Source organism: Sandaracinaceae bacterium (assembly GCA_016706685.1).
In the GTDB taxonomy this organism is placed as follows: domain Bacteria; phylum Myxococcota_A; class Polyangia; order Polyangiales; family Houyiibacteriaceae; genus JADJJE01.
On the sequence record JADJJE010000002.1, the window covers coordinates 185,493 to 211,576 of the forward strand.

A 26,084-nucleotide genomic window follows, 5' to 3' on the forward strand; every position below is an offset into this window, starting at 1 on the left:
GCCGGACTGTTGGCGGCGGGGGGGTCGACAAGGGGTGGCCGGGGGGGACGCGGGCCCGGTGGGCAACCTGGTGCCGCTCTGGACCATGCCCATCAAGGCTGGTTTGCTGCCCTCGGCTTCCAGCCGGGGGTGCCCATTGAACCTTGCTGCAAGGCCAATCGGCCTCCTCGTGAGATGTGTGGAATCCGCAGGCTCAGCTGCGCCCCACCGCGTGCTTGGCCGCCAAGTACCCAAACGTCATGGACGCGCCGATGGTGATGCCGGCGCCCGGATAGCCCGGGCCGCCCACGCTGGCCGCGGCGTTGCCCACGGCATACAGCCCCGGGACCACGCCGCCCTCGGCGAGCAACACGCGCCCGTTTTCGTCGGTCTTGGGGCCGCCCTTGGTGCCCATGGCGCCGGGGTGCAGCTGCACCGCATAGAAGGGCGCCTTCTCGAGCGTGCCCAGGCTCGGGTTGCCGCCCTCCTGCTCGAGCTGCCTCGGGTCTCCGTAGAAGCGGTCGAAGGCGCTCTCGCCGCGTCGGAAGTCCGCGTCCACACCCGTGCGCGCGAAGCCGTTGAAGCGCTCTACCGTGGCCGCCAGCCCCGCCGCGTCGACGCCGATCTTCTCGGCCAGCTCCGTCAACGAGTCGGCCACCACCAGCCACTCGGGCAGCGGGCGCCCCTTCACGGCGGTGATGAGCACGTACTTGTCGAGGTACTGCTGGTCCGTGATGAGCCAGCCCGGCACGTTGGGTCGGTCGTACGCCACCGGGTCGTGGTGGAAGTACGGCTTGGTCATGTCGTTGTAGTTGTGCGACTCGTTGGTGAAGCGCTGGCCCTTGCGGTTCACCAGCAGCGTGTGCGGCAGGCAGCGCACCGAGAACTCGCTGCGGTAGAGCGGCGCTCCGTCATAGGTCTCCCCGGGCAGGGCCACGGCGGGCGTCCACCACGCCTCGCCCATGTTGCCGAGCTCGGCGCCCACGCTCATGGCCATGCGCAGGCCGTCGCCGGTGTTGTGCGGCGGGCTCACCGGGTGCGTCATCTCGAGCGGCAAGAACGCCTTGCGGTAGGTCTCGTTCCACTCGAAGCCACCGCTGGCCAGGATGACGCCCTTCTTCGCGCGCAGCCGGAGCGGTGCGCCTGCGTGCGTGACGTCGAGGCCTACCACCGCGCCGTCTTCCACCACCAGGCGCTCGCCGGGCGTCTCCAGCAGCGGCGTGACACCGGCCGCCAAGAGCGCCTTCAGCAGCTTGCCGCACAGCCCCGCGCCGCCGTGCACCATGCCGGCCTTGGCGCGCGCCGAGACCTCTTGATAGGGCGCGCCGAAGGGGTTCCAGAACACCCCCCAGCCCATGGCCTCGGGGATGGTGATGGGCATGCGCCCCGTGATGGGGTTCTTGCGCAGCTTGCTCTGCCACTCGCCGAGCGTGGTGGTGTCGAACAGCCCGTTGTCGAGCGAGCGCCCGCCCATGGACCCACCCGGAAACTCGGGGTGGTAGTCCGGGTACTTGGGCATGGCCGTGAACTGGATCTCGGTCTCGGCCTCCACGAAGCGCACCATCTCGGGGCCCACGTCCAGGTAGCGTTCGATCAGCGCGCTGGGCACGCGCCCATCGGCGATGCGCGTCATGTACGTGAGCGCCTGCTCGCGGGAGTCCGTGACGCCGGCCTCGGCCATGCGGTGGTTGCAGGGGATCCAGATGACGCCGCCCGACACCGCCGTGGTGCCGCCGATGGTGCTGGCCTTCTCCACCAGCACCACGTCGGCTCCGGCGCGCGCCGCCGTGAGCGCCGCCAGGAGGCCTCCGCCCCCGCTGCCCATCACGACCAGGTCGACGTCGCGTTGCTCCATCAGCGAACCAGCGTGATGGCCTGCACGGGGCAGATGTCGGCGGCGTCTTCGGCGGCCACCCACAGATCGGGCGGCGGCTCCTCGATGAGCACCTTCAGGTGGCCCGCGTCGTCGAAGGCAAAGAGCTCGGGCGCCACGCTGGCGCACTGTCCGTGGCACGCGCACGCATCGGCATCAAAAACGATCTTCATGGCTGGGCTCTCCGGGTTGGGGCGCGGCTCGGCTTGCTCCGCGCCGCAGACTAGAACATGTTTCACTTTGTACCGCAACACGCTCACGAGGGCCAGCCCGATGACGTGGCGCGCCACCGTTGAGCGACATCAACGCCAGGAGCCAGCGTGCTTGATTCGGTCGTCATCGTAGGAGCTTCGTTGGGTGGGCTGAGGGCCGCCGAGCTGCTGCGCCGCAAGGGGTACACGGGCTCGCTGACGTTGGTGGGCGACGAGCTGCACCTGCCCTATGACCGCCCGCCGCTGTCGAAGCAGCTGCTCACCGGCGCGTTCTCGGAGGAGCAGCTGGCCCTGCGTCGCAAGCCGTACGACGAGCTCGCCCTCGACCTGCGCCTGGGCGTGCGGGCCACGGCCCTCGATGTCGCTCAGCGCCAGCTGACCCTCGCGGACGGCACGCCGCTGACCTATGGCGCGCTCGTGCTGGCCACCGGCGCGCGGGCCCGGCGCCTGCCCGACCAGCCCGAGCTGCAGGGCCTGTTCGAGCTGCGCACGCTCGACCACGCCCGCGCGCTGCGCGACGCATTGGCCGGCAAGCCGCGGGTCTGCGTCATCGGCGCGGGCTTCATTGGCGCCGAGGTGGCCAGCAGCGCTCGCACCGTCGGCTGCGAAGTGACCGTGCTCGAGGCTGCGGAAGTGCCGCTCCAGCGTGGCCTCGGCAACGTGCTGGGCGAGGCCCTGGGCCAGCGCATGCGCGACCACGGCGTGGCCCTGCGCTGCTCGGTGGCCATCGCCGGGTTCGAGGCCAGCGGCGAGGGCAGCGCTCGCACGCTCACGGGTGTGCGCCTCACGACCGGCGAGGTGATCCCCGCCGAGGTCTGCGTGGTGGGCATCGGCGCCGTGCCCAACGTGGAGTGGCTGGCGGGCTCGGGCCTGACGCTCTCCGACGGTGTGGTGACCGACGCGCACTGCCGCGCCGCCGAGGGGGTCTACGCCATCGGCGACGTGGCGCGCTTCCACAACCCGCTGTTCGACGAGAGCATGCGCCTCGAGCACTGGAGCAACGCCGTGGAAGGCGCGCGCGCCGCGGTGGACCACCTGCTCAACCCCGCCGAGGCGGCTCCCTACGCCCACGTGCCCAGCTTCTGGTCCGACCAGTTCGGCGTGAAGCTGCAGGGGGCCGGGCGCCCGCGTGGCGACGACGAGCTGGTGTTCGCGGCCGGCTCGGCCGATACGGAAAAGTTCTGCGCCATCTACGGCCGCAACGGAAAGCTGACGGGCGTGGTCGGCGCGTCCATGCCGCCGCTGGTCATTCAGTACCAGAAACTCCTGGCCGCAGGGGCCTCCTGGGAGTCGGCCCTGGCCCAGAGACCCCCCGGAACTGAGCAATAACTCAGCAATCTTTCTTGGAGCGATCGGGGAGAGGCCTGCTATCTTTTCGTCAGTCTCCCCGAGGTCTCATGCCCCAGATCAGAACTTCCCATGCCACTGCGCTGCTGGCTGCGCTGTTGCTCGCCGCGTGCGAGACGAGCGGCGTCATCGGTGGCGCGCCCGCCGACGACGTGCAGCCCGACCCGCCGCTGCCCCCGCCCCCGTTCCAGGCGGCGGACTCGGCGCTGCTGCGCCTCACGCAGGAGCAGTACCGCAACACCGTGACCGACGTGTTCGGCGAGCACGTGGTGGTCGCCGGTGGCCTCGAGAACGACAACCGCGTGAGCCACTCGTACGCCGTGGGCGCGGCGTTCGGCGGCGTGTCTGCGCGTGGCACCGAGCAGTACGAGGCCATGGCCGTCACGGTGGCTGCCCAGGTGCTCTCCACCGGGCCCGAGCGCGACGCGCTGATGCCGTGCACGCCCTCCGGCACGACCGACGCCACCTGCGCGCGCGCCTTTCTATCCGAGTATGGGCAGCGGCTGTGGCGCCGGGCGCTGACCGAAGAGGAGCTGGGGCCGTTGGTCGCCATCTCCGGCACGGCCGCCACCACCCTGAACGACTTCTACGACGGCCTCGAGTTCGGCATGGTGGGGCTGCTGACCTCGCCCAACTTCATCTACCGCGTGGAGCTGGGTGAGCCCAACCCCGCCGCGGGCAGCAGCGAGGAAGAGGCCGCGCTGCGCTTCTCCAGCATGGAGATGGCCTCACGCCTCAGCTACTTCTTGTGGAACTCCACGCCCGACGACACGCTGCTGGCCGCCGCCGAGGCGGGTGAGCTGGTGGACGACGCGGCCCTCGAAGCGCAGGTGCGCCGCATGGTGGAAGACCCGCGGGCTCGTGAGGGGGTGCGCGCGTTCTTCACCGAGCTCTTCGAGCTGGACCGCCTCAGCAAGCTGGTGAAGGACCCCGAGGTGTTCGTGCACATCGACGGCGACGTCGGGCCGAGCGCGCGCGAGGAGACCCTGCTCACCCTCGAGAACAACATCTTCGAAGAAGAGGGCGACTACCGTCAGGTGTTCACCACGCGCACCACCTTCCTCAACCGCAAGATGGCGTCCATCTACAGCGTGCCCACGCCCACGCGTGACGGCTTCGGGCCCTACACCTTCCCGGACGACGCTCCGCGTGCCGGCATCCTGACGCAGGCATCGTTCTTGGCGTTGCACAGCCACGCCACGGCCACCTCGGCCACCGCGCGCGGCAAGTTCATTCGCGTGAACATCCTGTGTGGCGAGATCCCGCCCCCGCCCGCCGACGTGGATACCTCCATTCCAGAGCCGTCGGTCACCGCCACCACGCTGCGCGAGCGCTTGGCGGAACACCGCGAGAACCCCGTGTGCGCCAGCTGTCACTCGGTCATGGACCCCATCGGCCTCGGCTTCGAGAACTTCGACGCGCTGGGCCGCTTCCGGCGGCTCGAGGCCGGCGCCATCATCGACGCCAGCAGCGACCTGGACGGCGTTCCCTTCGCAGACGCCGTGGCGCTGGGCTCGCTCATCGCCAATCACCCCGACGTGCCGCTCTGCCTGGCACGCAACGTCTACAAGTATGCGACCGGACACGTCCCCGAAGAGGGCGAGCAGATCCAGATCGAGGAGCTGACCGAGGCCTTCGCGGCGTCGGGCTACCGCGTGAAGGAGCTGCTGGTGGCCGTCGCTCTCAGCGAGGGCTTCCGCACCTCGCGCGGCCAGCGTGTGGCCGTGGTCATGGAGGTGAACTGATGGCTTTCTTTCGACCCAAGCAGCTGCTCGACCGGCGCACCGTCCTGAAGGGACTGCTCGGCGGGGCCGCCGTGGGCGTCAGCCTGCCGCTGCTCGACGTCTTCCTGAACACCAACGGCACCGCGCTCGCGGACGGCAGTGCGCTCCCGCGGCGCTTTGGTTGGTGGATCTGGGGTAACGGCGTCATCCCCGAGCGTTGGTTCCCCACCGAGGTGGGCGCCGGCTTCGCCATGAGCCCCGAGCTGCAGCCCTTCGCGGACGCCGGGCTCGCCGGCGAGATCAGCATCGTGTCCGGCATGAAGGTCTTCGGTGAGAACCTCGAAGCGCACTTCGCCGGGCCCGCCGGCTTGCTGTCCGGCCACCCGCTCGCCACCAACGGGCAGACCACGTTCGGTTCGCCCACCGTGGACGTGCGCATCCGTGAGGCCATCGGCGGCTCCACCCGCTTCCGCTCCATCGAAGCGGGTGTGCAGCGCGGTGTGCGGTCGTTCAGCGTCAACGGACCCAACAACGACAACCCGGTGGAGTCCAACCCGATGGCGCTGTTCACGCGCATCTTCGGCGAGGGCTTCACGCTGCCGGGCGAGGAGCCCATCATCGATCCGCGCTGGGCGCTGCGCCGCAGCGTCCTCTCGGCGGTGCAGGGCGACATCACGCGCCTCGAGTCACGTCTCGGCTCGCACGACAAGGCGCGCCTCGACCAGCACTTCACCAACGTGCGCGAGCTGGAGCTGCAGCTCCTGCGGCTCGAGGACGACCCGCCGGACCTCGCCGCGTGCGAGGTGGCTCCGTCGCCGCTCATGGACTACCCGGACGTCAACGGGCGCGAGCAAATGTTCGCGAAGCACCGCGCCGTGGCGGACATCCTGACCTACGCGCTGGCCTGCGATCAGACCCGCGTGTTCAGCGTGATGTTCTCGGGCCCGGTGTCCAACATCTGGTTCCCCAACACCACGATGGAGCACCACAACCTCACGCACAACGAGCCCGGCAACCAGCCGCAGGTGGACGGCATCCTCACCAGCATCATGGACCAGCTCGCGTACTTCGTGGGCAAGCTGGCCAGCGTGCAGGAGGGCGACGCGCGCCTGCTGGACAACCTGGTGTGCATGGGCACCACCGACTGCGCCCGTGGCCGCGACCACAGCATCGAGAACTACCCCATCCTGCTCGCCGGCAGTGCGTGCAATCGCCTCAAGATGGGCGTCCATCACAAGGGCAACGGCGAGAACACGAGCCAGGTCATCCTCTCGCTCATCCGCGCCATGGGCATCAACGCGGCGGAGTTCGGCATCGGCCCGGCGCGCGCCACCGACAGCCTCTCGGCCATCGAGGTCTGACGCATGCGCACCTCACTCTCCTTGTGGGCCTCGTTGCTCGGCCTCTCGTTCGTGTCGTCGTGTGGTGGCGAAGGCGGCGAGGGCATGACTTACACCTACGTCTTGGCGGAGGTGGCGCTGATCGCCGAGGCCAACGAAGACGGATCCGTCATCGGCCTCAACCTGGACGACCGCGTGGACGACATGCCGGCGCCCGAGAGCTGCAACAAGCTCGACTTCACGGGCCCCAACGGCGAACCGGGCGTGGACAATCAGCTGTCGCTCTTCGGCCCCATCCTGGGGCTCTTCGGGGGTGACCCGGCCGCGCTCATCCAGGGCGCCATCAACGAGGGCTCGCTGCTCATCCTCATGGAGTTCGAGGGCCTCGACAGCTTCGAGAACGACAACAACGTGACCGTGCGCATCCACTTCGGCACGGGGCCCACGGACGTGGGCAACGACGGTCTGCTGGTGCCCGGCCAGTCGTTCGACATCAAGCCCGACACCGTCTCGGTGGAGATGCGCAACATGCGCATCGTGGACGGGCACATGGACGCCGACACGTTCGAGACCGTGCTGCCGGTCGCCATCCTGGACCAGCGCTTCAACCTCCCCATCTTCTCGGGGCACGTCTCCGTCGACTTCGACACCGAAACGGGCGAGATCACTGGCCTGCTGGGCGGCGGCATCCCCACCCAGACGCTCATCGACGACCTCATCCTCATGATCCCGGGTGGGCAGGACATCGCCCCCATCGCGTCGCTGTCGCTGAGCCGCCTGGCGGACCTCGAGCCCAACGACATCGGGGGCTGCTTGCACCTCTCCACCGCCATGACCATCCACGGCGTGACGGCGTTCCTCCTCCCGCCGTCCGAGCCCGTCAGCGAGTAACCCGCCCGAAAAGCGAACATCTCTTCCGTCTGTGGGGCGGAAAGTGGTACCCATGTGGCCACTTCACCGGCCCGTGGGCCCATCTCCGAGCGACCTCTCCCCTCCATGCAGCCGAGCGTCCCCCTAGTCCCACCGCTGCGCGCTGCGCTGCGGGCACCGCGCACCACGCGTCGACCCCTCGCCCTCTGGCTGTGCTGCGTGGGTCTGCTGGGCGCCTCGGGCTGCGTCGGCTCCATCGACAACGCGGACGAGTTCGGCCCGGCACCCGAGTGCCGCATCAACCTCGACGTGGAGGACATGTTTCGCCAGCGCTGCGGCACGGGCACCTGCCACGGCAACGAGACGGCTGACCCGGCTGCGGGTCTCGACCTGGTGTCGCCGGACCCGGGCCCGCGCATCGTGGGCACCATGTCCACCGAGTGTGATGGCCGTCAGCGCATCAACATCGCGCGCCCCGACGACAGCTTCCTGTTGGAGAAGCTGACTGGCCCGCGTGAGGGCTGTGGCGACCGCATGCCGCTGGTGGGCTTCTTGGACCAGGCCGAGATCGCGTGCGTGCGCGACTGGGTGCGCGAGCAGGCGCGCCTGGCGCAAACCCGGGACGCGGGCGTGCGCGACATGTCGCTGGACGTGAGCCAGCCGTCGGACGCCAACACCAGCGAAGACGCCGACACCGACGGAGGTGCGCCATGAACCGCCGTGTGTCGTGGTGGCTGTGCGTCGGGGTGCTGGGCGGCCTGCTGGGCGTTTTGCCCAGCGCCCGGGCGCAGAGCGGCGACCCCGCGGACCTCGAAGCCCCCGAGTGGGAAGAGGGCGAAGACTACCCCGCGGCGCTCGATCCGGTCGAGCCGGTGCAGCCCGAGGCCGAGTCGGTCCCGAGCGAGCCACAGCCCGAGTACCAAGGGCCCGTGGGTGATGACGAGCGCATGGCCCCCCGGCCGGCGACCGCCGCCGAGCCCGCGAGCGACGAGCCCGCCGCACCGGTCTCCGAGCGCCGCGTCGAGCCGTTCCTCTTCGAGGTGGGCGCCATCGGTGGCCTGCTCTATCACCGGCTCACGTACCGAGACGACCTGTACGGCTTCATGAACCCGTACAGCCTGGCCAACGCCAAAGAGGTGGGTGGCTACCTCTCCGCCTACCCGCTGGCGCGTGCCGACATGGGCGTGCTGGGCCAGCTGGGCGTGGAGCTGCGCTACACGCACATGATCACCTTCGACTCGCAGCGCAGCGATGGGAGCTCCTTCCCCACGCGCTCGCGCGAGCTCGTGGCCGGCCTGCGCTTCCGCTTGGCCTGCGATGCACTGCTCAACCGGGGCATCGACGCCAGCGTGGGCTTCGGTGGCGGTGGTCAGACCTTCGACATCGGCTCCGCCGTGGCGCTGCCCAACGTGGACAACCGCGCCGCGGTCCCGAGCCGCCACTACCGCTTCCTGCGGGTGGACGCCGCCACGCGCATCGCGCTCGACCTCGGCTTCTTCGTGGCCATGCACATTGGCGTGCGCATGATCACCAGCGCGGGCGACGTGGACCGCGAAGAGTGGTTCCCGCACGGCCGCCGCTGGGGCCTCGAGTCAGGCCTCCAGCTCGGCTACGTGTTGCCCAAGGACCTCGAGCTCAGCGTGGGCTTCGAGGCCCAGCGCTACATGTACCGCCTGCGCCCGCAGCCGGGCGACTCCAATGTGGTGGGCGGCCTGCTCGACCGCTACGTCCACGCGCAGGTGCGCGCGGGCTGGCGGTTCTGAGCGGACGGCATATCCTTCTTGGATGCCTCCGGATGAGAAGCCCGAAAGACCCGCGACAGCAGCGGTGCAGTTCGCCCTGTTGACGAAGGGCGACCGAGTGGTGCTGGTCCGCGTGCCGGCGCTCGAGGATCTCGTTGGCATGGCGGAGGGCGCGAAGCACGAGGGATATCGCGACCGCGAGGACCGCTACTGATCGCGGGCGCGAGCGGGGCTGCAGCCTGAAGAGCGTACAGCTCTCGCTCGCGGGCGGATTCGCTTTGCTGCAGGGCACAATGGGCACCCACGGCTGAAGCCGTGGGCAGCAAACCACGTGTTCGTACTGCCACGTAGTCCCCCGCCTATCGGCGGCGGACTACGTGGCGGCCAGCAGGGTTTGCCCTACCCAGGGTACTCGGACACTGTGTCCGGCCACCCTTGGTAGAACACACCCCGTTCTCAATCGCGTAGTCCGCCTGAAGGGCGGACTTTCGGTAGGTCCAGACCTGGTTTGCTGCCCACCGCTTCAGCGGTGGGTGCCCAATCACACGGCTCCCAGCCCCTTCAAGCCGGGCGCAGAAAGCTCGCCTTCAGCTTCTTCGTCACGCCGTCCGCCTCGAAGTACACGGTGACGGCCGGGTCGTGCTGGCTGCCCTCCACGGTGCGCACGCGGCCGATGCCGAACTTGGGGTGGATGACGCGCGCGCCGGGGCGGAGGGCTTCGCTCGGGTCGAGGTCCACGCCCTCGCTGGTGTCCAGGTAGCTCTCGTTGCTGGCGGCGCTGCTCTTGGCGCGGTGGCTGCGGAAGCTGGCGTAGGGGTCGTCGTGGGGGTCTTCGCCGTGGGCGTGGCTCACGGGGTCGTGGTCGTCGTGGCTGCCGCGAGGGGCGGGGCTCGAGCGCTGGAAACCGAGGGCCGGGCCGCGCGCGGGTGCCCCTGCGCCTGAGCCGCCCGCAGCGCGCGCTGCGCCGCCAGCAAAGCCACCCGGGCCGCGTGCTGCGCCACCGAAGCCACCTGCGCCGCCGCGAGAGGCGCCGCCCCCGAAGCCTCCGCGCGCTGCGCCGCCGCCGTAGCCCCCGCGTGACGCACCGTAGCCTCCCGACGCGCTGTGGCTGAAGCCGCCATGGCCGGCCAGGCCGAAGCTGCGCTGCACGTCGTCGCCGTGCAGGTCTCCCAGGAAGCGCGACGGCATGGCCGTCTCGGTGCGCCCGAAGGTCATGCGCGACGCGGCGTGGAACAGCACCAGCTGCTCCTCGGCGCGCGTGAAGGCCACGTAGGCCAGGCGGCGCTCCTCCTCGAGCTCCTCCGCGTCGGCGCCGTACACTTGGTCCACGCGGGGGAAGAGCCCCTCTTCGAGGCCCGTCACGTACACCACCGGGAACTCGAGGCCCTTCGCGGCGTGCACCGTCATGAGCGTGAGCTTGCTCTCGCTGCCGTGCTCGTCGGCCTGCGTCTCGAGCGCCACGCGCTCCAAGAACGCCGCCAGAGTGGCTTCCTCGGCTTCGCGCTCGAAGTTGGCCACGCTGGTCAAGAGCTCGCCCAGGTTCTCCACGCGCGCCTCGGCCTCGGCGGTGTCCTGCTCGCGCAGCGACGCGATGTAGCCCGAGCGGTCCAGCGTCTGGCTGGCGAGGTCGTACAGCCCCGCGCCGCCCTTGTGCGCCGTGCGCAGCGCCTCGATGAGCACCACGAACTCCGCCACCCGCTTCCCCGCCGCGCGCCCCAACAGCGCCGGGTCCGCGGCGATGCGACGCAGCGCGCCGTACACCCCCTCACCGTGCTGCGAGGCCAGGTTCAGGATGCGGTCCTCGCTGGTCTTGCCGATGCCGCGCGCCGGCACGTTGAGCACGCGCAGCACGCTCACGTCATCTTCCGGGTTGTGCAGCACGCGCAGGTACGCCAGCAGGTCCTTCACCTCGGCGCGGTCGTAGAAGCGCACGCCTCCGATGATGCGGTACCCCAGGTTCACGGCGCGCAGCGCCTCTTCCAGGGCGCGCGACTGCGCGTGCGTGCGGTACAGCACGGCCATGTCCTCGAGGTCGAGGTCGCCGTCGCGCAGGCGCTCGAGCAGGTCGTAGGTGAGCGTGTTGGCTTCGTCGCTGGCGTCCGCGCAGGTGTAGAGGCGCAGCAGGTTGCCCTCTTCGTTCTCCGTGAACAGCTGCTTCGGCTCGCGGTCCTCGTTGCGCGAGATGATGTCGTGCGCGGCCCGCAGGATGCGCTGCGTGGAGCGGTAGTTCTGCTCCAGCTTGATGACGCGCGCGTCCGGGTAGCGCCGCTTGAAGTCGAGGATGTTGCGGCGGTCGGCGCCTCGCCAGCGGTAGATGCCCTGGTCGTCGTCACCCACCACGCAGATGTTGCCGTGCACCGACACCAGCGCGTCCACCAGCCGCAGCTGCGCGTGGTTGGTGTCCTGGAACTCGTCCACCATGGTGTAGCGGAACTTGCCCGCCACCTCCTGGCGAAGCTCGGCGTTGCGCTCGAGGGCGCGCACCGTCTGGTAGATGAGGTCGCCGAAGTCGAGCGCCGATGCGCGCCGCAGGGCTACCTCGTAGGCCTCGTACACGTCGGTCAGGATGCGGTCCTGGTACATGGAGCTGCGCGGCTCCTCCGGCCCGTGCATCTCCTGCTTCTCGCGGTTGATGCGGTTGGCCAGCTGCTTCGGCGGGTGCTCTTTCGCGTCGAGATCCAGGTCCTTCAGCACGCGCTTGATCATCGCTTGCTGGTCCTGGTCGTCGTAGATGGTGAAGTCCTTCTTGATGCCGATGGCGTCGGCGTAGCGCCGCAAGAGCCGCGCGCAGATGGCGTGGAAGGTGCCCACCCACATGCCGCCCACGCCGCCCGGCACCAGCTTCCCGAGCCGGGCCCGCATCTCGCCGGCCGCCTTGTTGGTGAAGGTCACCGCGAGGATGCGCGACGGGAACACGTTCTGGTCCACGATCAGGTGCGCCACGCGGTGCGTGATCACGCGCGTCTTGCCGCTGCCCGCGCCCGCGAAGACCACCAGCGGGCCCTCGGTGTGGAGCACGGCCTCGCGCTGCGGCGGGTTCATGCCCTCGAGGTCGATCACTGCGCCTCGCTGCGCTCGTAGCCCCGCACGTGGACTTCGCAGGCCGGGCTGCCGGCGGCTTGGAACACCCCGCGCTCGTCCAGCAGCATCGCCACGCAGGGGCGCGCGGGGCTCACGTCGGCGAGCGCGCTGCTCAGCCCTGCACCGAGGTCACAGGTGGCCACAACCACCTGCAGCAGCGCGAACGCCGCGGCCGTGTCGTCTCCCGCGGCGGCCACCAAGAGGGCAGGGCGGTCGGCGCGCACCAGCACCAGCGGGAAGCCCGCGCGACACAGCGCCGCACCGCCCACGGCCGCGTCCAGCACCAGCAGCGCCTCGGGCGCGCCCAGCGTGCTCGCGGGGAGCTGCAGCGTGGCGCTCAGCGCCACCGGGTCGGCTGCCAGGAAGTCGTCCACGGCGGCGAGCGAGAGGCGCTGCGCGAGCGGCGTGTGGCGCGCCTCTTCACGCACCGCGTGGGCCACGGCGGCCGAGCACATGGTGGCGCGCGCGGCCGCGTCCATGTCCGACAGCGGGTCCTCTTCCAGCAGGCGCAGCGCGTGCACCAGCACGCGGCCGGCGGCGTGGTTGGGCACGTGCACGGGGTGCCCGCGGTAACCGCCCACCAGCGTGGCGTCGGTCTCGCTCGGGGGTGCGTCGTCGGCGTCTGCCGCGCTGCCCACGGGCACGTACACGCGGGCCAGGCCCGACAGCACGGACGCTTCCACCGCAGCGCTGAGCGTGCCGCCGGCGGCGAGGGCCTGCCACACGCCGTCGGCGTCATCGGCGCTGGTGGCTACGATGGCGCGCGGCGCCCGGGCGAGGGGCGTGGCGTCGGCGCCGGCGCGGTCCACGAGATCGGTGATGCGACTCACGGGCGGAGCGTGCGAAGCGGTGGGAGCGCGGTCAAGGCGGCCCGGTCAGGGCGCAGGGGCAGCCACCGGCGCGGCGATCTCCGGGCACCGTAGGCGCTCCACGTAGATCTCGCGCAGGCCCGTGTAGGCCACCATCACCGTGCCGTCGGCCAAGCGTGCCAGCCGCCCCGCGCGGGCGGTTCCATCCGGGCTGCGCAGGCTCAGCGGCTCGCCGAACGACTGTCCGTCCACCAGGCGCACCACCAGCTCTCGAGGGGAGGTGTCCGGGTCGGCCAGCGGCGAGTCCACCACGAAGAGCGCGCCGTGGGGCAGGCCGAGGGCGTCCAGGTCCAGCACGCCGTAGCCGCGGTTCTGGATGAGCGGGCGCGGGTTGCTGGGGCCGTTGCTGAAGAGGTGGCCCACCGCGGTGGCGCCGCGTGCGTCCACGGCCGTGAAGCCCACGTGCAGACGCCGGGTGTCGCGCGCCTCGGCCATGACCACACGGGCCGGGTCGGTCAGCTGGCTGACCACCGACACAGTGACTGGCTCGCCGCTCGGCACCCCGTCGGGACCCAGCGTGGCCAGCAGCAGCGTGGACAGCCCGCGGCGCGGGTCGGCGAAGGCCACGCGGTGCGCGCTGCCGTCGGGCTCGCGCACCAAGAACGGTGCCGTGCCGCCCATGTAGTCTGGGTGCAGCACGTGCTCGGCCACGCGCCCCAGCTCGGCGTTCAGGCGCACCAGGATCGCACGCGGCGTGGGCCCGCTCGAGTCCGTGAAGGTCACCGCATAGCCCCCCGCCACCTTCGCCAGGGTGGGCGAGAGGCGGATGTCCGCCAGCTCCGAGATGAGCGTGGGCGCGCCGCCCAACGCCGCCACGAAGAGCTTCCCGCGCCCGTCGGTGTAGGCCAGAAGCGTGCGCGTGCCGTCGTGCAGCAGGCCGGGCGCCGCGTGCCGCCCCTGCGTGAGCGGCGGGTCCACCTGAAGCTCGCCCTCCAGCACCGCGCGACCCGCGCTCACGCGCATGACCTGCACGCGCTCGCGGCCCTCGTCGAAGCGATAGCCCGCCACCCACAGCGTGGTGCCCTCGGTGGCCAGGCCCGGGGCGCCGCGCTCGGGCATGACCTCGAGCGGCACGCGGTCCTCGCGCGTGCAGGCGCCGGGTGCGCCGGCTGCCGTGGCGTCCGCCGGGGTGGTGCCGGGCGGGCTGCCAGCAGTGCCACCGGGCGGTGTGGGAGCGGCGCCGTCGGCCGTGGTGTCGGGCGGCGTGCCGGGGTCTGCGGCGGCCCCGTCGGACGCGGGCTGCCCCGGCGGCGTGGGCGCGGGGTCACCGGGCGGGCGGGGCGTGGGCGGTATGGGCGTCGGCTGCGCGGCCGGCTGCTGCGGCGGTGTGTCCGTGAGCGCGGGCGCCGTGGTCGCGGGGGTGCTGGCGGCGTCGTCGCCGCAGCCCAGCAGGAGGCTGGTGAGCAGCGCCCAGCGGAGGGCGGCGTGCCGGGGTGAGCGCCTCACGAGCACGGGCCTGCGGGGGAGCAGCGGGGTGTCTTCACGCTGGGCAGCGTCGCCGTTCTCCCCGAGCCGCGCAAGCGCCGACATGGGCTCGCGCGGCTAGCGCTCCCCGTACTTGGTCACGAGCTCGATCCCAATGCTCGAGAGCAGCTGCGACGGGGGCGTGCCCCCCACCTGGATGATCAGCGCGTCGCACGGCACGGTCTTCGTGCGCCGCCCGGAAGGCCCATCCACCGTGAGGTCGAGCGTGCCCGCGTGGATGGCGAGCACTTGCGACGGCGCGTGGGCCGTCACGCGACCCTGCTCGATGGCGCGCTCGATGGCCTGGCGGTTGTCGCCGCGCGCCCGCAAGAAGCGCTCCTTGCGGTACGAGATGGCCACCGATGCGCAGCCGCCGGCGTTGGCCAGCATGAGCGCGGACTCGACCGCCGAGTTGCCGCCCCCCACCACCACCACGTGCTTGCCCGCGAAGGCGTCCGCTTCGTGCAGCCGGTACGACACGTGCGGGGCCTGTTCGCCCGGGACGCCCAGCTTCTGCGGAGCCCCGCTGCGCCCCAGCGCCAGCAGCACGTTCGCGGCGCGCCACTCGCGGTCAGCCGAGCGCACGCGCACGTCGAACGGGGTGACCTCCACGCCCGTGACCAGCACGCCGCCCGTGGGGCGCACCCCGGTCTTCTCCGCGATGGCGTGCCAGAGCGTCAGCAGCTCCTCCTTGTGCATGGTGCGCTTCTTGACCGTGCCGTACAGCGCCAGCTCCATGGCCCCGGTCATGACCACCTTGGCGCGCGGGTACTGCAAGATGGTGCCGCCCAGCTCCTCCTCGCGCTCGAGCCACGCATAGCGCAGTCCTGCTTCGTGGAGCGCGAGCGCCGCGCTCAGCCCCGCGGGGCCCGCGCCCACCACCACGGCGTCCAGCACCTCCCCCGCGCCACGCTTACCGCCGGCCACGATGTGCGCCGCCGCCTGCCGCCCCTGCTCCACGGCGTTGCGAATGAGCCCCATGCCGCCCAGCTCGCCGATGATGAAGACGCCCTCTTGGTTGGTCTCGAAGTGCGCGTCGATGGCGGGCAGCTCGAGGCCGCGCTTGGCCGTCCCGAACACCAGCTGGATGGCGTTGGTGGGGCACGCCGCCGCGCAGGCCCCGTGACCCACGCACGCCAGCGGGTTGATCAGCTCCGCGCGCCGGTTGACCACCCGCAGGATCTGCTTCTCCGGGCAAGCCTGCACGCACGAGCCCGAGCCGATGCACCGAAGCGGGTCCACCACCGGGTGCAGGCTGGGCGGCACCACGTCACCCAGCTCGCTCAACACCTCTAGCTGCGCGCGTCCGTCGTGCGTGAGCTGGCGCTCCCGGTAGCTCCACCACCACGTGATCAGGAGCGAGACCGCCACGAGCATGAGCAAGATCAACGTGGGGGACATGGGAGAGTGCTATACCTCACGCAGCTCTCTCAAGCTCCCCATGGCCACGCACCTTCCCCCGCAGCTCGCGCGCCGCAATCGCCGGGCGGACGCAGGCATCGCCTTGGTGCTGCTGGCGCTGTGGGTGGGGCTCGCGCTGGTGGGCTGGGACTTCTACGGGCACGACCTCGACGCGCGCCTCGACCACCCGGCCTATGAGCTGCTCCGCCCGAGCGGCCTCGTGGGCCACGGCTACGGCATCGTCGGGACCGCGCTGATCCTGTCCAACCTGCTCTACCTGGCGCGCCGTCGCTTCGCGCGGGCGCAGCTCGGGTCCATGCGGCTGTGGCTCGACATCCACGTCTTCTCCGGGCTGGCGGGCGGGGCGCTGGTGCTGTTCCACAGCGCCTTCCAGTTCCGCACCGGCATCGCGCTCATGACCGGCGTGAGCCTAACCCTCGTGGTCTGGACCGGGCTCGTGGGGCGCTACCTCTACGCGCTCAGCCCCGTGGCCGACATGCCGCGGTTCATCGCGTTGGTGGAGGAGTTCGACCAGGCGCGGCCCGGCCTCGGCACACAGCTGCACGCGGTGCTGCGCGCCCACCAACCGCTGGTGGTGGACAACGACGCCTCGCTCCTTCGCAAGCTGCTGCACGTGCCCGGGTGGTGGCGCGTGGCGCGCCAACGTCGCGCCGGCCTCTCGGCGCTGCTCGCGGGGGCTCAGGACGTCCCGCCCGTGGTGGTGTTCGGCGAGAGCGTGGTGGCCATCGGCGTGCAGGACGCGCTCGCGGTGGGCTTCACGTCGCTGCTGCAGTCGTGGCGTGCGTTCCACCGCATGTTGGCGGTGCTCTTGATCCTGCTCGTCCCCATTCACGTGGGAGTCGCTTGGCTCTACGGGTACCGATGGATCTTCGAGTAGCGCCGGTTCGACGCGGCCTCGCGGCGCTGCTGCTGGGGTCCTACGCCGCCGTCGCAGCGCTGTGCGTCTCGGGCGTGCTCGCGGGGTCTCCGTCGCCCGGGGCGGCGCAGCTGCTGAGCCCGGGCCCGCTTTCGCGCGCGCACCACGAGCTCGAGGGGGACGACAACTGCATCCGCTGTCACGCGTCCGGTCGTCAGGTGCCCGCGCAGCGCTGCCTCGGGTGCCACGACGACCTCGCCAGCCGCATCCGCGCCGGCCAGGGGCTGCACGGCACCACCTACCGCGGTCAGGCGTGCGCGGGGCGCTGCCACGTGGAGCATCGTGGCCGCGACGCGCGCTTGGTGCGCTGGCCGGCGGGCGGCATGAACAGCTTCGACCACCGCGACACGGGCTGGCCGCTCGAGGGAGCCCACGTGGCGGCAAGCTGCCGGGACTGCCACCGCGGGGCCAACGAGCGCGGCAACCCCACGTTCCTGAACGCCAGCCCGCGGTGCGCGTCGTGCCACCAAGACGTGCACCAAGGCCGGCTCGGGACGGCCTGTCAGTCGTGCCACGACCAGACGGACTTCGAGCGCGCCAACCGCGCCGCCTTCAGCCACGCACAGACCCGCTTCCCGCTGCGCGGTGGCCACACCAGCGTGGCGTGCGCGGCCTGCCACGGCACACCTCCCGAGTGGCTGGGCATCGAGTTCTCCACCTGCGCGTCGTGCCACCAGGACCCGCACGAGGGGCGCCTCGGGGCGCAGTGCGTGTCGTGCCACAACGAGTTCAGCTGGGCCGACACCACGCGCGGCTTCGCGCACCCCGGCCTCAGCCTGGGCGGCGGCCACCGCGGCGTGGCCTGCGCGTCCTGCCACGACCAGGGCAACACCGAGGCGCCCAGCGGCGGCGCGCGCTGCGTGAGCTGCCACCGCCCCGTGCACGAGGCGCCGCTCGGCAACCGCTGCGAGACCTGCCACCGCAGCATCGAGTGGCTGGGGCTGCCGCGCCGCGTGGGCCTCGAGGCGCACCCGCTCACCGCGTTCCCGCTGGTGGCGCAGCACGCCGACGTGGCCTGCGCCGAGTGCCACGAGCTGAGCATGCCGCGGCCGGAGCGCTACCGCGGGCTCGAGTTCGACCAGTGCGCCGACTGCCACGCGGACGTGCACGCCGGCGAGTTCGCGGGGCGCGCCCAAGCGGACTGCGCCAGCTGCCACACGCCGCACGGCTTTCACCCCACCACGTTCGGCGTGGCGGCCCACGCGTCCACGGACTTCCCGCTCACCGGGCTGCACACCGCGGTGCCCTGCGCCGGCTGTCACGGCGCCGAGCGCCCGCGGCATGACCTGCGGGTGCCCGAGCAGGCCTGCGCCTCGTGCCACGAGAACCCACACGGCAACCAGTTCCGGCGCGAGATGGCGCAGGGGGGCTGCGCGTCGTGTCACCAGACCACGGGCTGGAGCAGCGCCACCGGGGCCCGCGTTCCGCACACCACCTGGCCGCTGACGGGCGCCCACGCGCAAGCCGCCTGCGAGGGCTGTCACGCACCCAGCGCCGCCGAGCGCGCCGCCGGGGTCACGCAGCCCCGCTACCGGGGTGTGCCGCGTGACTGCGAGGGCTGCCACGAGGACACCCACGCCGGGCAGTTCCGCAGCAGCGAGCCCCTGCGTGGGTGCGCGGACTGCCACGAGACCACGGCCTTCACGCTGCCCGACTGGGACCACGCGGCCATGACCACGTTCCCCATCGACGGAAGGCACCAAGACGTCTCGTGCGCGGGCTGCCACGCGAGCGTGACGCTGCGCAATGGGGCTTCGTCCGTGCGCTACCGCCTGGGCTACCGTGAGTGCCGTGACTGCCACGCCGACCCCCACGCCACGCCCGAAGCCCCCGCGCCCCGCGACGTGTCGGCCGAGACGCTGGGCGTGTGCCCCATGGGCGGGGACAGTGGCGCCGTGACCCAGGCGAGCGGGGGCACCCCCACGCTGGCGGAGCTAGCCGAGTGGGTGTGGCCATGACGCAGTCGCAGGCGCTCGCGTTCCTGCTGGTCTCCGCCGCGCTGTCGGCGGCGCTCGGGATCGCAGTGGCGCAGCGCCCAGCGCCCGAGCGCCCCGGCGGCGCACACACGCGTCGCTCACCGAGGGCCTGGCCTGCACCGCCTGCCACACCACCGAGGGCTGGTCGCTGGCCGTGGGCAGCGGCGGGCAGGGGTTCGACCACTCCACCACCGGCTTCCCGCTCACGGGCCAGCACCAGAACACCGCGTGCGCGCAGTGCCATGTGGACGGCCAGCGCACGGTGCGCGCCTGCGTGTCCTGCCACGAAGACACGGAGCACCAGGGGCGCCTCGGCCGCGAGTGCGCGCAGTGCCACAACGCCGTCTCCTGGCAGCAGACCGACGCCATCGCGCTGCACCGCCAGACGCGGCTCCCGCTCACGGGCATGCACGTGCTGGCCGACTGCACGGGCTGCCATCGCCGCACGGGCGAGCGGCAGTGGACCGACGTGCCCTCCGACTGCTTCGGCTGCCACGCGCGGGACTACTTCAACCTGGGCACGCACCCGCTGCACAGCGGCCACGGCGGCGGCACCCCGTTCCCGCGGGACTGCGCGCTGTGTCACCGGCCCAGCAGTTGGAGCCCGGCCTTCGCGTCGCCCTCCGCGGTGGACGGCTCGAGCGCGGCGCTCCGGCAGGTGGACCACGACGCCTTCTTCCGCATCAGCACCGGCAGCCACCGCGACGCGCCCTGCGAGTCGTGCCACGCGAGCGCCTCGCTGCCCCAGCGCCTGCGCTGCGCCGACGGCTGCCACGCGCACCGCCTCTCGGCCATCACCGCGCAGCACAGCCGCCCGGTGGGCTTGCAGGCGGCCAGCTGTCTCTCGTGCCACCCCGGGGGGGCCGTGCCATGAGGCGCGTAGGGCAACTCACGCGCGCGCTGCGCGGGGCCCTCCTCGTGGGCGCCTTCGTGCTGGCGGGCCTCTCGAGCAGCCCTCCTGCGCGCGCGCAGCTTCCCGAACACCCCGCGGGCAGCGTGGCCGTGCGCGTCACCGCCGTGGCCGGCGAGCACGCCTTCATCGAGCCCGGGGCCAGCGCCGGCCTCTACCCCGGGGCCACCGTGGTGTTCGGCGACGCGCGCTACGAGGTGGAGCAAGTGGCGCGCGGCTCGGCCAGCGTGCGCATCGGAAGCAGCCTGCCGGCCCCGCTCGCCATCGGCGCCGAGGGCGTGCTCGACGGCGCGCCGCAGGCCCACGCCCAGCAGCAGATGCAGCCCGAGACCATCACGCGCCGCGAGGCCCGGCCGCTCGCTGCCTACCGAGGCCAGTGGCCCGAGGCGCGCCCCCCGGCGGAGGATCAGCACCCGCAGCACGTCCCGCTCGGCCCCGCGCAGCGCACCAACCAGCGCCTCCAGCTGGTGCTCTCGGGCAGCCAGCTGGTGCAGGTGCCCATCGGCAGCACCCAGCGCGCCTACGGCCGCACCGTGCTGCGCGCCCAGCTGCGGGCGCAGCCCACGGACTTGCCGCTGGTGTTCGACGTGGACGCCGCGCTGCAGCTCTACCTGGGCGGCGGCATGGACATGCGCGCCGGCAGCGCCTCGCGGCCCATCGTGCGGGTGCGCGCGCTGCAGGCCGTGTACGGCGAGCGTGGCTCGTTCTACGCGGCGGTGGGGCGCCTGCGCTACGCGGCCCCGCTGATCGGCACGCTGGACGGCGCTTCCGTGCTGTCTCCCGCGTGGCGCGGCCTCCAGATCGGCGCGTTTGGTGGCTTCCCGCCGGACCCGCGCTCGTCGGCGCCCAGCATCGCTGCCGCACGCTTTGGTGTGGTGGCGCAGTACGAAGACGCCGAGTCGGCGCTGCGGCCGAGCGGCACGCTGGTGGTGCACGGCTCGGTGTTCGGCGGCCAGCTGGACGAGCGTCGCCTCAACCTGGCCGGCTCCATCTTTCCGGGCACCACCCGCGTGGGCGCGCACCTCGAGCTCTCGCTCTACGACTTCATCGAGCGCTTCACCACCAAGCGCCTCGAGGTGAGCGCGGCGGGCGCGGACTTCAGCACTCGCTTCGGCGACCTGGACCTGAGCGCGCGCTTCGACATGCGCAAGCCCGACCGCTCACGCTGGCTGGACGCCCAGCTGCCGCCGGGCTGGCTGTGCCTCGCGGTGCCCAGCGCCCGCACGCTGAGCGACGCCGAGGACGAGAACTGCAACGGCAACGACGCGCGCTACGTGGGGGCGCTGACCGCCCGCCTCGCCCTGGGCCGCACGAGGCTCGCGCTCGGGGGCTCGCTGGTGCACACACAGGGCGCGGCCGGCCTCGAGCGCGCCACCGCGTTTGCCACGCTGCGCCAGCCGCTGGGCGCCGAGGGCACCACGTTCGTGGAGGCCACGCTGTCGGCGGGGGGCGGGCTGCTGCTGGCCAGCTACGCCGGAGGCATCGCCGCGGGCGGCCTGCTGCTCAACCAGACCCTCGAGCTCTCGGGGCGCTATCGCGGCACGGTGGGGCGCTACCGGGCGGACCTGGGCTACTGGAACCAGCAGCGCGTGGGCATGACGGCCGAGTGGCGCGGCCCGGCCACGCTGCGCCTCGACGTGGACGCCTGGCTCGCGCTCGACGTGCGCGGCGTGTCGGTGTTCCTCACCGCCGTCTGGCGCGTGCTGTAGCGCGGCTCAGGGCGCGCCGGCGGCCTGCGGGCAGCTGGGGTTCCCGTCCAGCTGGAGGCGGTCGTTCTCGGGGTCATCGCGCCCCGACCAGTGGCACGACACGCAGAAGTTCTGGCGCCCGTTGGCCGTGGCCAGCTCGTACGCCGCGTCGTAGTTGCGCTCTTCGTCATGCTCGCCCGCCGAGCCCCGGTAGCTGTGGCAGCTGGACGACGTGCACGTGGTGTTCAGCCCGCTGGCCGATGGACCGATGCTCGGGTCGTGGCAGTTCTGGCAGCTGACGTCGTGCGCACCCCGCAGGCGGAAGCAGTCTTCGGGGTGCTCGCCCGCCTCGAGCGCCGGGCACCACGAGAACTCCTGGTGGCAGTTGCCGCAGGCCACATCGAGGCGCAGCGCCGGGTGGTCGGGCCGCATGGGGCTGCACAGCGGTGTCAGGTCCGCGCGCGCCGTGAGGTCGTAGTCCGACTGGTGGCAGGTCACGCACTCGTCCTGCCCAATGACCTGCCGGTCCGAGTCGTGCGGCCCCGTGGTGCATCCCGCTAGGGCTACCAGACACCACAGCAGCCGACGGGCGATTCGCATGGGCACAGTGTCCTCCCGGAACGGGACGCGCGCCACTGCGTGTGGGCTCACAGCTGGATGCCGGCCCAGAGCACAGAGAGGTCCAGCTCGATCGCGTCGAACGGCTCGGCGCGCACCCGTTGGTCGTCGTGGTGAGTGGCGAGCGTGACCCAGCGCCCGTGCTCGAGGCGCAGCACCTCCAGCGTGTGCAGCAGGGGATTCACCAGCCAAGCGTGGCCCACGCCTTCACGCGCGTAGATGGGCAGCTTGAGCGTGCGGTCCACCTTTTCGGTGGAGGGTGAGAGCACCTCGCAGACCCAATCGGGACGAGTCTCGACGTAGGCCTCGTTGCTGAAGTGGCTCACCGTGGTGAGGCGCCAGCCCCCGAGGTCAGGAACGAGGATGTCGCCGCCCAGGTGCAGCTCCGGCTCGGCCACGATGAACCAGCCGCCGGGGCCGCCCTTGCCACGCTTGAACGGCGGGCCCAGCTCCTCCGCGAGCCCAGTCGCCGCTGCGGCGTGCGGCATGGCAGGCCGTGGGTGGACGTACAGCGAACCGGCGAGCACCTCAGCCACCTTGTTCTCGGGCGCGTCTAGAACGTCCTCGTAGGTGGCAAAGCGGCGAGCAGGGTCGGTCATGACCTGGCCAGGATAGCGGACCGGGCGGCGGTCCGCATCGGCGTCACCTCCGCGGGCCTCCCGCGCCCGAGAGCGCGAGGACTACGAGCCCGGCTTCGGCGCGATGACCTTGGGGCGCAGCTTGTCGCTCACCGGCCGGCGCGTGACCGCGATGGTGGGCTCGGCGCGCGAGCGCTCGAACACCGGTGGGCCACCCGGGCGCTTCTTGTCCGGCTTCCGACCGCCACCCATGGGCTTGGCGGGCACGCGCGGGCCAGCCAGCGTCTCCATGCGCCCCTCGAGGGCCGCCTGCCAGCGCGCCGCCGTGGTGGGGCTGGGGAAGATGCCGCCCATGAGCTGGTGCAGGCGCACGCGCGCGGTGCGGCTGCCGATGCCCTCGGGGCGTGTGGCTTGCTGCAGCAGCTCGATGGCCGCCTTCAGCTGCTTTGCGGTCTGCGGGATCTGCGGCGGCTCCGCCGGCTCCCCACCCGCGGCCCGCAAGCGCCCGAGCGCCTCGGTCAGCACGGGATACCAGGCTTCGGCCTCTTCCACGGAGGGAAGCGCGCCGAGCGACTCGGTCAGATGAACCTCACCGTCGGCGTTGAGCCGACCGGGGATGGTGCGAGCCTTCAACAAGTTGATGGCTCTCGTGAGCTCCTCGAAGGTCTCGGGGGTGCGCGGTGGCTGCGATGACATGACGCCCTCCATATACACCAGAGTGGGCATATGTCTCGCCGAGGGGGTGACGTTGGTACGGAATGCCGTTCGGGCGGGGCAATACGGGCTACCGCTGCGGTCCCACCACCCCGGGGACGACCTGCGCCTCACGGCCGCGCGTTCAACGCCCAGTCATACGGCGTGTACGCGATCCGCATGCGCTCGTCCGCCACCTGCACCCGCGTGGCCTCGTGCTCCGTGTGCGCCACCAAGAACGCGCGCACGCCGCCCGCGGCCTGGAAGTCGCCCGCGAACCACTCGAAGATCTGGCTGACCACCACGCGCCGGCGCCGGCTGTCGACGCTGGTGGACTGGCCCACGAACTGCCGCGTGAGGCGGGTCAGCGAGGCGTCCAGGTTCTCGGCGGTGAAGGGCGTGCGGTCCAGCCAAGGGCAGCCCACGCTGGCGCAGTTCACGGCGAAGTGGATGCGCGGCTCGCTGAACTGCGCGCGGATGATGTCGTTCTCGAGCGCGTTCAGCGTGCGCGGGTTGCCGGCCACGGTGTGCGTGATGGTGTCGAAGAAGCCGGGCACGCTCATCACGCTGTCGATGGGGAAGCGCTCCACCACCGCGCTCACGGTCAGGATGTTGTAGGCGTTGATGTAGAACGCCAGCTGCGCGCTGCGCTCGGGGTAGGCCACGGGGCTGGCGTTGGCCACGGCCTCCACCACTTGCCGCAGCGTGGCCTGGTCGCCCGCGTTGGCCAGCAGCGCGGCATACCGGAAGCCGCCGTCCTCGGTGGCATAGGTGCTCAGCAGCCCGGCCCAGGCCGTCACGTCGAACGACGTGGGCGCCGGCATCGCGGCGTTGGGCGCCGGCTCGGGATCTACTGTGGGCGGCGTGAGCGCGGCCTCGCCCTCGGGCTCCGCCGGCGTGGTGCGCGTGGCCACGGGCGCGCTGCCCTCGCTGCCCTCGGCGCTGGTGGCGCCTCCGTTGCCTCCGCCGCAAGCGCTGAGGACCAGAGACAAACAGACCAGGGTACGCCGCGTGGTGGAGAGCATGCCGCAGCGTACTCCCAAGCGGCCGAGACGTTAGCCGCGTTCATCGCTCCGGGGAAGGGGGGGGGGGTCCCGGGGGGCGAGGGGGGGGGCGGCGACGAACAAAACCGAGCGCGGGCGGGCCGCGCCGGCCCCCCGCCAGCCCACGCCCACGCCCACGTGGGAGAGCGTCCCTCGAGCGGCGCCGCCCGGATGTGTGATATCCCGCCCCCGTCTGCATGGCCGCCACCAAGAAACCCCGAGGCCCCGGTCGCCCGCGCACCGGGCAGGCCCCTGCCATCGACACCGACGAGTGCCTGCGGGTGGCCCTGCGCGAGTTCGCGGACACCGGCTTCGAGGCGGCTAGCGTGCGGGAGATCGCGCGGCGCCTGGGGGTGACACACGCGCTCCTGCGGCACCACTTCGGGTCCAAGCAGGAGCTGTGGGAGGCCACCGTGGACTGGAGCTTCGGCTCCATGAACCGCGAGCTCACGGCGCGGCTCGAGCACGTGCTGCGCTCGGGGGACCTGCGCCTCGGGCTGCGCAGCCTGATCGTGGAGTACGTGAAGCTGTCCGCCACGTTCTCGGACAACCTCAGCATCGTCACGCGCGAAGGGGCGCTCGGTGGCCCGCGCATGGACTACATCGTGGAGCGCCACGTGCGCGTGTTCGTGCAGGTGGCGCGCAGCATGGTGCAGCAGGCCCAGGGGCAGGGGCAGCTGCGCGACGTCCCATGGCAGGCCATCTTCTTCTTGGTGTTCAGCGGAGGGCCGGCGGTGTTCGCCATGAGCGCCTTCAACAGCGCGCTCGACGACACGCAGCCCTCACCCGCCGATGACGTGGAGCGTTACGCAAACGCCATCGCCACCATCGTGCTGGACGGCCTGTTGCGCACGCCGCCCCTGCCCGGTCAGAGCGCGTAGAAGCGGCGCGCCGTGGTGGCCAGCACCGCCTGCCGCGCGGTGGGGCTGAGCCCCGCGTCCTGCATGGTGCGCTCCAGCATGCCCACAATCGCGCCGTAGGGCGCGGACACCGCGTCCATGGGGAAGTTGCTGCCAAACATGCAGCGCTCGGGGCCAAACGCGTCCAGCACAAAGCGCACGTGCGGGCCCAGCCGCTCGAACAGCTCGCTCGCCGCCGGCGGCTCGGCTCGCTGGTGAAACCCAAAGCCCACCACGGGCATGAGCATGCCGCTCAGCTTCACGTGCACGTGAGGCAGGCTGGCCAGGCGCAAGAGTCCGTCGCGCCAGCGCGCGGCAATGTCCGCCCGCGCGGCCGGCGTGGTGCCGCAGCCCCCAAAGGGCCCCTCGAGCGCCACGGGCGTGCCCATGTGGCAGAGCACCGAGCGGCGTCTCGGGGTGCGCCTCGGCCAGCTGCGCCAGCTCGTGCAGCTGCGTGCTGTAGATGAAAGCGTCGAAGCGGAGGCCCCGCTCGCCCAGCAGCGCGTAGCCGCGCCGGAACGCCGGCCGGTGCGTGCGGGCCGCGGCGCGCGCCCAGCTCATGACGCCCGGCGCGCTCGAGTGGGCCAGCTTGTCGCGCACGCCACGGAAGCGCGGCGTGGCCGCCCGGTGCGCGTCCAGCAGCTGGGCGAGCTGCGGCGACTCCAGGTTCACGGCGCCCACCACGCCCCGCGGGCCGTCACGCAGGCCAGCCAGCCAGCGGCTCTCGCCGGCCAGGCCCAGCGGGCGCAGCGCCACGTAGCCAGCCTCCACGTGCACGTAGTCCCCCACGCGCAGGCCCGCGTGCCCGCGGTGGTCGGCCGGCAGGTAGGGGTTCAGCAC

At 71.9% G+C, this 26,084-nt stretch carries 23 protein-coding genes; 12 read left to right on the top strand and 11 right to left on the bottom strand.

The window, feature by feature from the left end; translation table 11 throughout:
- Nucleotides 1–193: 193 nt before the first annotated feature.
- A complete protein-coding gene (locus tag IPI43_04335) occupies nt 194–1,834 on the bottom strand; it encodes an FAD-binding protein (GenBank protein ID MBK7773354.1) in 1,641 nt (546 codons plus the stop codon).
- A complete protein-coding gene (locus tag IPI43_04340; protein MBK7773355.1) occupies nt 1,834–2,025 on the bottom strand; it encodes a ferredoxin in 192 nt (63 codons plus the stop codon). Before IPI43_04340 ends, IPI43_04335 begins: the two co-directional genes overlap by 1 nt.
- Before the next feature lie 147 nt (nt 2,026–2,172).
- On the opposite strand from IPI43_04340, the gene IPI43_04345 reads away from it, so the two are divergent.
- The 7 genes from IPI43_04345 to IPI43_04375 all read left to right on the top strand — a co-directional run bounded on the left by IPI43_04345 (nt 2,173) and on the right by IPI43_04375 (nt 9,301).
- Complete coding sequence (locus IPI43_04345; GenBank protein MBK7773356.1) at nt 2,173–3,393, top strand: FAD-dependent oxidoreductase; 1,221 nt, start codon at nt 2,173–2,175, stop codon at nt 3,391–3,393.
- Between the two features lie 68 nt (nt 3,394–3,461).
- Nucleotides 3,462–5,156 (top strand): DUF1592 domain-containing protein, encoded by a 1,695-nt coding sequence (locus IPI43_04350; protein ID MBK7773357.1) that lies wholly within the window; start codon nt 3,462–3,464, stop codon nt 5,154–5,156.
- Nucleotides 5,156–6,496, top strand: coding sequence for a DUF1552 domain-containing protein (locus IPI43_04355; GenBank protein MBK7773358.1), 1,341 nt, complete (start codon nt 5,156–5,158; stop codon nt 6,494–6,496). Before IPI43_04350 ends, IPI43_04355 begins: the two co-directional genes overlap by 1 nt.
- Nucleotides 6,497–6,499: 3 nt before the next feature.
- Nucleotides 6,500–7,366, top strand: coding sequence for a hypothetical protein (locus IPI43_04360; protein MBK7773359.1), 867 nt, complete (start codon nt 6,500–6,502; stop codon nt 7,364–7,366).
- 105 nt (nt 7,367–7,471) lie between these two features.
- Nucleotides 7,472–8,059, top strand: coding sequence for a hypothetical protein (locus IPI43_04365; protein ID MBK7773360.1), 588 nt, complete (start codon nt 7,472–7,474; stop codon nt 8,057–8,059).
- Nucleotides 8,056–9,108 carry a hypothetical protein gene (locus IPI43_04370; GenBank protein ID MBK7773361.1) on the top strand — a complete coding sequence of 351 codons (1,053 nt, stop codon included), beginning with the start codon at nt 8,056–8,058 and terminating at the stop codon, nt 9,106–9,108. Before IPI43_04365 ends, IPI43_04370 begins: the two co-directional genes overlap by 4 nt.
- A 22-nt stretch (nt 9,109–9,130) precedes the next feature.
- Complete coding sequence (locus IPI43_04375) at nt 9,131–9,301, top strand: AbrB/MazE/SpoVT family DNA-binding domain-containing protein (protein ID MBK7773362.1); 171 nt, start codon at nt 9,131–9,133, stop codon at nt 9,299–9,301.
- 347 nt (nt 9,302–9,648) lie between these two features.
- Here IPI43_04375 and IPI43_04380 read toward each other — a convergent pair whose 3' ends face one another.
- From IPI43_04380 to IPI43_04395, 4 genes are read right to left on the bottom strand one after another with little or no spacing between them, the layout of a single operon-like run.
- Nucleotides 9,649–12,147: a UvrD-helicase domain-containing protein gene (locus tag IPI43_04380; GenBank protein MBK7773363.1), complete on the bottom strand. Its 2,499-nt coding sequence runs from the start codon at nt 12,145–12,147 to the stop codon at nt 9,649–9,651.
- Entirely contained in the window at nt 12,144–12,998 is an 855-nt protein-coding gene (locus IPI43_04385) for a hypothetical protein (GenBank protein MBK7773364.1), read from the bottom strand. The genes IPI43_04380 and IPI43_04385 overlap by 4 nt, the downstream gene beginning before the upstream one ends.
- Before the next feature lie 45 nt (nt 12,999–13,043).
- Nucleotides 13,044–14,567: a hypothetical protein gene (locus tag IPI43_04390; GenBank protein MBK7773365.1), complete on the bottom strand. Its 1,524-nt coding sequence runs from the start codon at nt 14,565–14,567 to the stop codon at nt 13,044–13,046.
- Nucleotides 14,568–14,579: 12 nt separating this feature from the next.
- A complete protein-coding gene (locus IPI43_04395) occupies nt 14,580–15,902 on the bottom strand; it encodes an NAD(P)-binding domain-containing protein (GenBank protein MBK7773366.1) in 1,323 nt (440 codons plus the stop codon).
- Between IPI43_04395 and IPI43_04400 the strand changes: the two genes are divergently transcribed.
- The 4 genes from IPI43_04400 to IPI43_04415 all read left to right on the top strand — a co-directional run bounded on the left by IPI43_04400 (nt 15,877) and on the right by IPI43_04415 (nt 21,434).
- Complete coding sequence (locus tag IPI43_04400) at nt 15,877–16,800, top strand: hypothetical protein (GenBank protein ID MBK7773367.1); 924 nt, start codon at nt 15,877–15,879, stop codon at nt 16,798–16,800. The genes IPI43_04395 and IPI43_04400 overlap by 26 nt on opposite strands.
- Nucleotides 16,785–18,797: a hypothetical protein gene (locus tag IPI43_04405; GenBank protein ID MBK7773368.1), complete on the top strand. Its 2,013-nt coding sequence runs from the start codon at nt 16,785–16,787 to the stop codon at nt 18,795–18,797. Before IPI43_04400 ends, IPI43_04405 begins: the two co-directional genes overlap by 16 nt.
- Nucleotides 18,798–18,969: 172 nt before the next feature.
- Nucleotides 18,970–19,689 carry a hypothetical protein gene (locus tag IPI43_04410; protein ID MBK7773369.1) on the top strand — a complete coding sequence of 240 codons (720 nt, stop codon included), beginning with the start codon at nt 18,970–18,972 and terminating at the stop codon, nt 19,687–19,689.
- On the top strand, nt 19,686–21,434 hold the full coding sequence (locus IPI43_04415) for a hypothetical protein (protein MBK7773370.1): 1,749 nt from the start codon (nt 19,686–19,688) through the stop codon (nt 21,432–21,434). Before IPI43_04410 ends, IPI43_04415 begins: the two co-directional genes overlap by 4 nt.
- 6 nt (nt 21,435–21,440) lie before the next feature.
- On the opposite strand, the gene IPI43_04420 is transcribed toward IPI43_04415, so the two are convergent.
- The 4 genes from IPI43_04420 to IPI43_04435 form a co-directional block, all read right to left on the bottom strand.
- The gene (locus IPI43_04420) at nt 21,441–22,013 is read right to left on the bottom strand and encodes a hypothetical protein (GenBank protein ID MBK7773371.1); all 573 of its coding nucleotides are present in this window, start codon (nt 22,011–22,013) and stop codon (nt 21,441–21,443) included.
- A 47-nt stretch (nt 22,014–22,060) separates the two neighbouring features.
- Nucleotides 22,061–22,630, bottom strand: coding sequence for a Uma2 family endonuclease (locus tag IPI43_04425; protein MBK7773372.1), 570 nt, complete (start codon nt 22,628–22,630; stop codon nt 22,061–22,063).
- An 81-nt stretch (nt 22,631–22,711) separates the two neighbouring features.
- The gene (locus tag IPI43_04430) at nt 22,712–23,305 is read right to left on the bottom strand and encodes a hypothetical protein (GenBank protein ID MBK7773373.1); all 594 of its coding nucleotides are present in this window, start codon (nt 23,303–23,305) and stop codon (nt 22,712–22,714) included.
- Between the two features lie 128 nt (nt 23,306–23,433).
- A complete protein-coding gene (locus IPI43_04435; protein MBK7773374.1) occupies nt 23,434–24,327 on the bottom strand; it encodes a DUF547 domain-containing protein in 894 nt (297 codons plus the stop codon).
- 215 nt (nt 24,328–24,542) lie between these two features.
- Here IPI43_04435 and IPI43_04440 point away from each other — a divergent pair, with 215 nt between their 5' ends.
- Nucleotides 24,543–25,226, top strand: a complete 684-nt coding sequence (locus IPI43_04440; GenBank protein MBK7773375.1) for a TetR/AcrR family transcriptional regulator — start codon at nt 24,543–24,545, stop codon at nt 25,224–25,226.
- Here IPI43_04440 and IPI43_04445 read toward each other — a convergent pair.
- Nucleotides 25,214–25,633: an amidohydrolase family protein gene (locus tag IPI43_04445; GenBank protein MBK7773376.1), complete on the bottom strand. Its 420-nt coding sequence runs from the start codon at nt 25,631–25,633 to the stop codon at nt 25,214–25,216. The two genes, IPI43_04440 and IPI43_04445, sit on opposite strands and share 13 nt — an antisense overlap.
- Nucleotides 25,634–26,084 lie beyond the last annotated feature (451 nt).

Coding starts and splice junctions, on each gene's coding strand:
- IPI43_04335 (MBK7773354.1), bottom strand. CDS start 1,834: ATGGAGCAACGCGACGTCGACCTGGTCGTGATGGGCAGCGGGGGCGGA.
- IPI43_04340 (MBK7773355.1), bottom strand. CDS start 2,025: ATGAAGATCGTTTTTGATGCCGATGCGTGCGCGTGCCACGGACAGTGC.
- IPI43_04350 (MBK7773357.1), top strand. CDS start 3,462: ATGCCCCAGATCAGAACTTCCCATGCCACTGCGCTGCTGGCTGCGCTG.
- IPI43_04355 (MBK7773358.1), top strand. CDS start 5,156: ATGGCTTTCTTTCGACCCAAGCAGCTGCTCGACCGGCGCACCGTCCTG.
- IPI43_04360 (MBK7773359.1), top strand. CDS start 6,500: ATGCGCACCTCACTCTCCTTGTGGGCCTCGTTGCTCGGCCTCTCGTTC.
- IPI43_04365 (MBK7773360.1), top strand. CDS start 7,472: ATGCAGCCGAGCGTCCCCCTAGTCCCACCGCTGCGCGCTGCGCTGCGG.
- IPI43_04370 (MBK7773361.1), top strand. CDS start 8,056: ATGAACCGCCGTGTGTCGTGGTGGCTGTGCGTCGGGGTGCTGGGCGGC.
- IPI43_04375 (MBK7773362.1), top strand. CDS start 9,131: ATGCCTCCGGATGAGAAGCCCGAAAGACCCGCGACAGCAGCGGTGCAG.
- IPI43_04390 (MBK7773365.1), bottom strand. CDS start 14,567: ATGTCGGCGCTTGCGCGGCTCGGGGAGAACGGCGACGCTGCCCAGCGT.
- IPI43_04400 (MBK7773367.1), top strand. CDS start 15,877: ATGAGCAAGATCAACGTGGGGGACATGGGAGAGTGCTATACCTCACGC.
- IPI43_04395 (MBK7773366.1), bottom strand. CDS start 15,902: ATGTCCCCCACGTTGATCTTGCTCATGCTCGTGGCGGTCTCGCTCCTG.
- IPI43_04405 (MBK7773368.1), top strand. CDS start 16,785: ATGGATCTTCGAGTAGCGCCGGTTCGACGCGGCCTCGCGGCGCTGCTG.
- IPI43_04415 (MBK7773370.1), top strand. CDS start 19,686: ATGAGGCGCGTAGGGCAACTCACGCGCGCGCTGCGCGGGGCCCTCCTC.
- IPI43_04420 (MBK7773371.1), bottom strand. CDS start 22,013: ATGCGAATCGCCCGTCGGCTGCTGTGGTGTCTGGTAGCCCTAGCGGGA.
- IPI43_04425 (MBK7773372.1), bottom strand. CDS start 22,630: ATGACCGACCCTGCTCGCCGCTTTGCCACCTACGAGGACGTTCTAGAC.
- IPI43_04430 (MBK7773373.1), bottom strand. CDS start 23,305: ATGTCATCGCAGCCACCGCGCACCCCCGAGACCTTCGAGGAGCTCACG.
- IPI43_04435 (MBK7773374.1), bottom strand. CDS start 24,327: ATGCTCTCCACCACGCGGCGTACCCTGGTCTGTTTGTCTCTGGTCCTC.
- IPI43_04440 (MBK7773375.1), top strand. CDS start 24,543: ATGGCCGCCACCAAGAAACCCCGAGGCCCCGGTCGCCCGCGCACCGGG.
- IPI43_04445 (MBK7773376.1), bottom strand. CDS start 25,633: ATGGGCACGCCCGTGGCGCTCGAGGGGCCCTTTGGGGGCTGCGGCACC.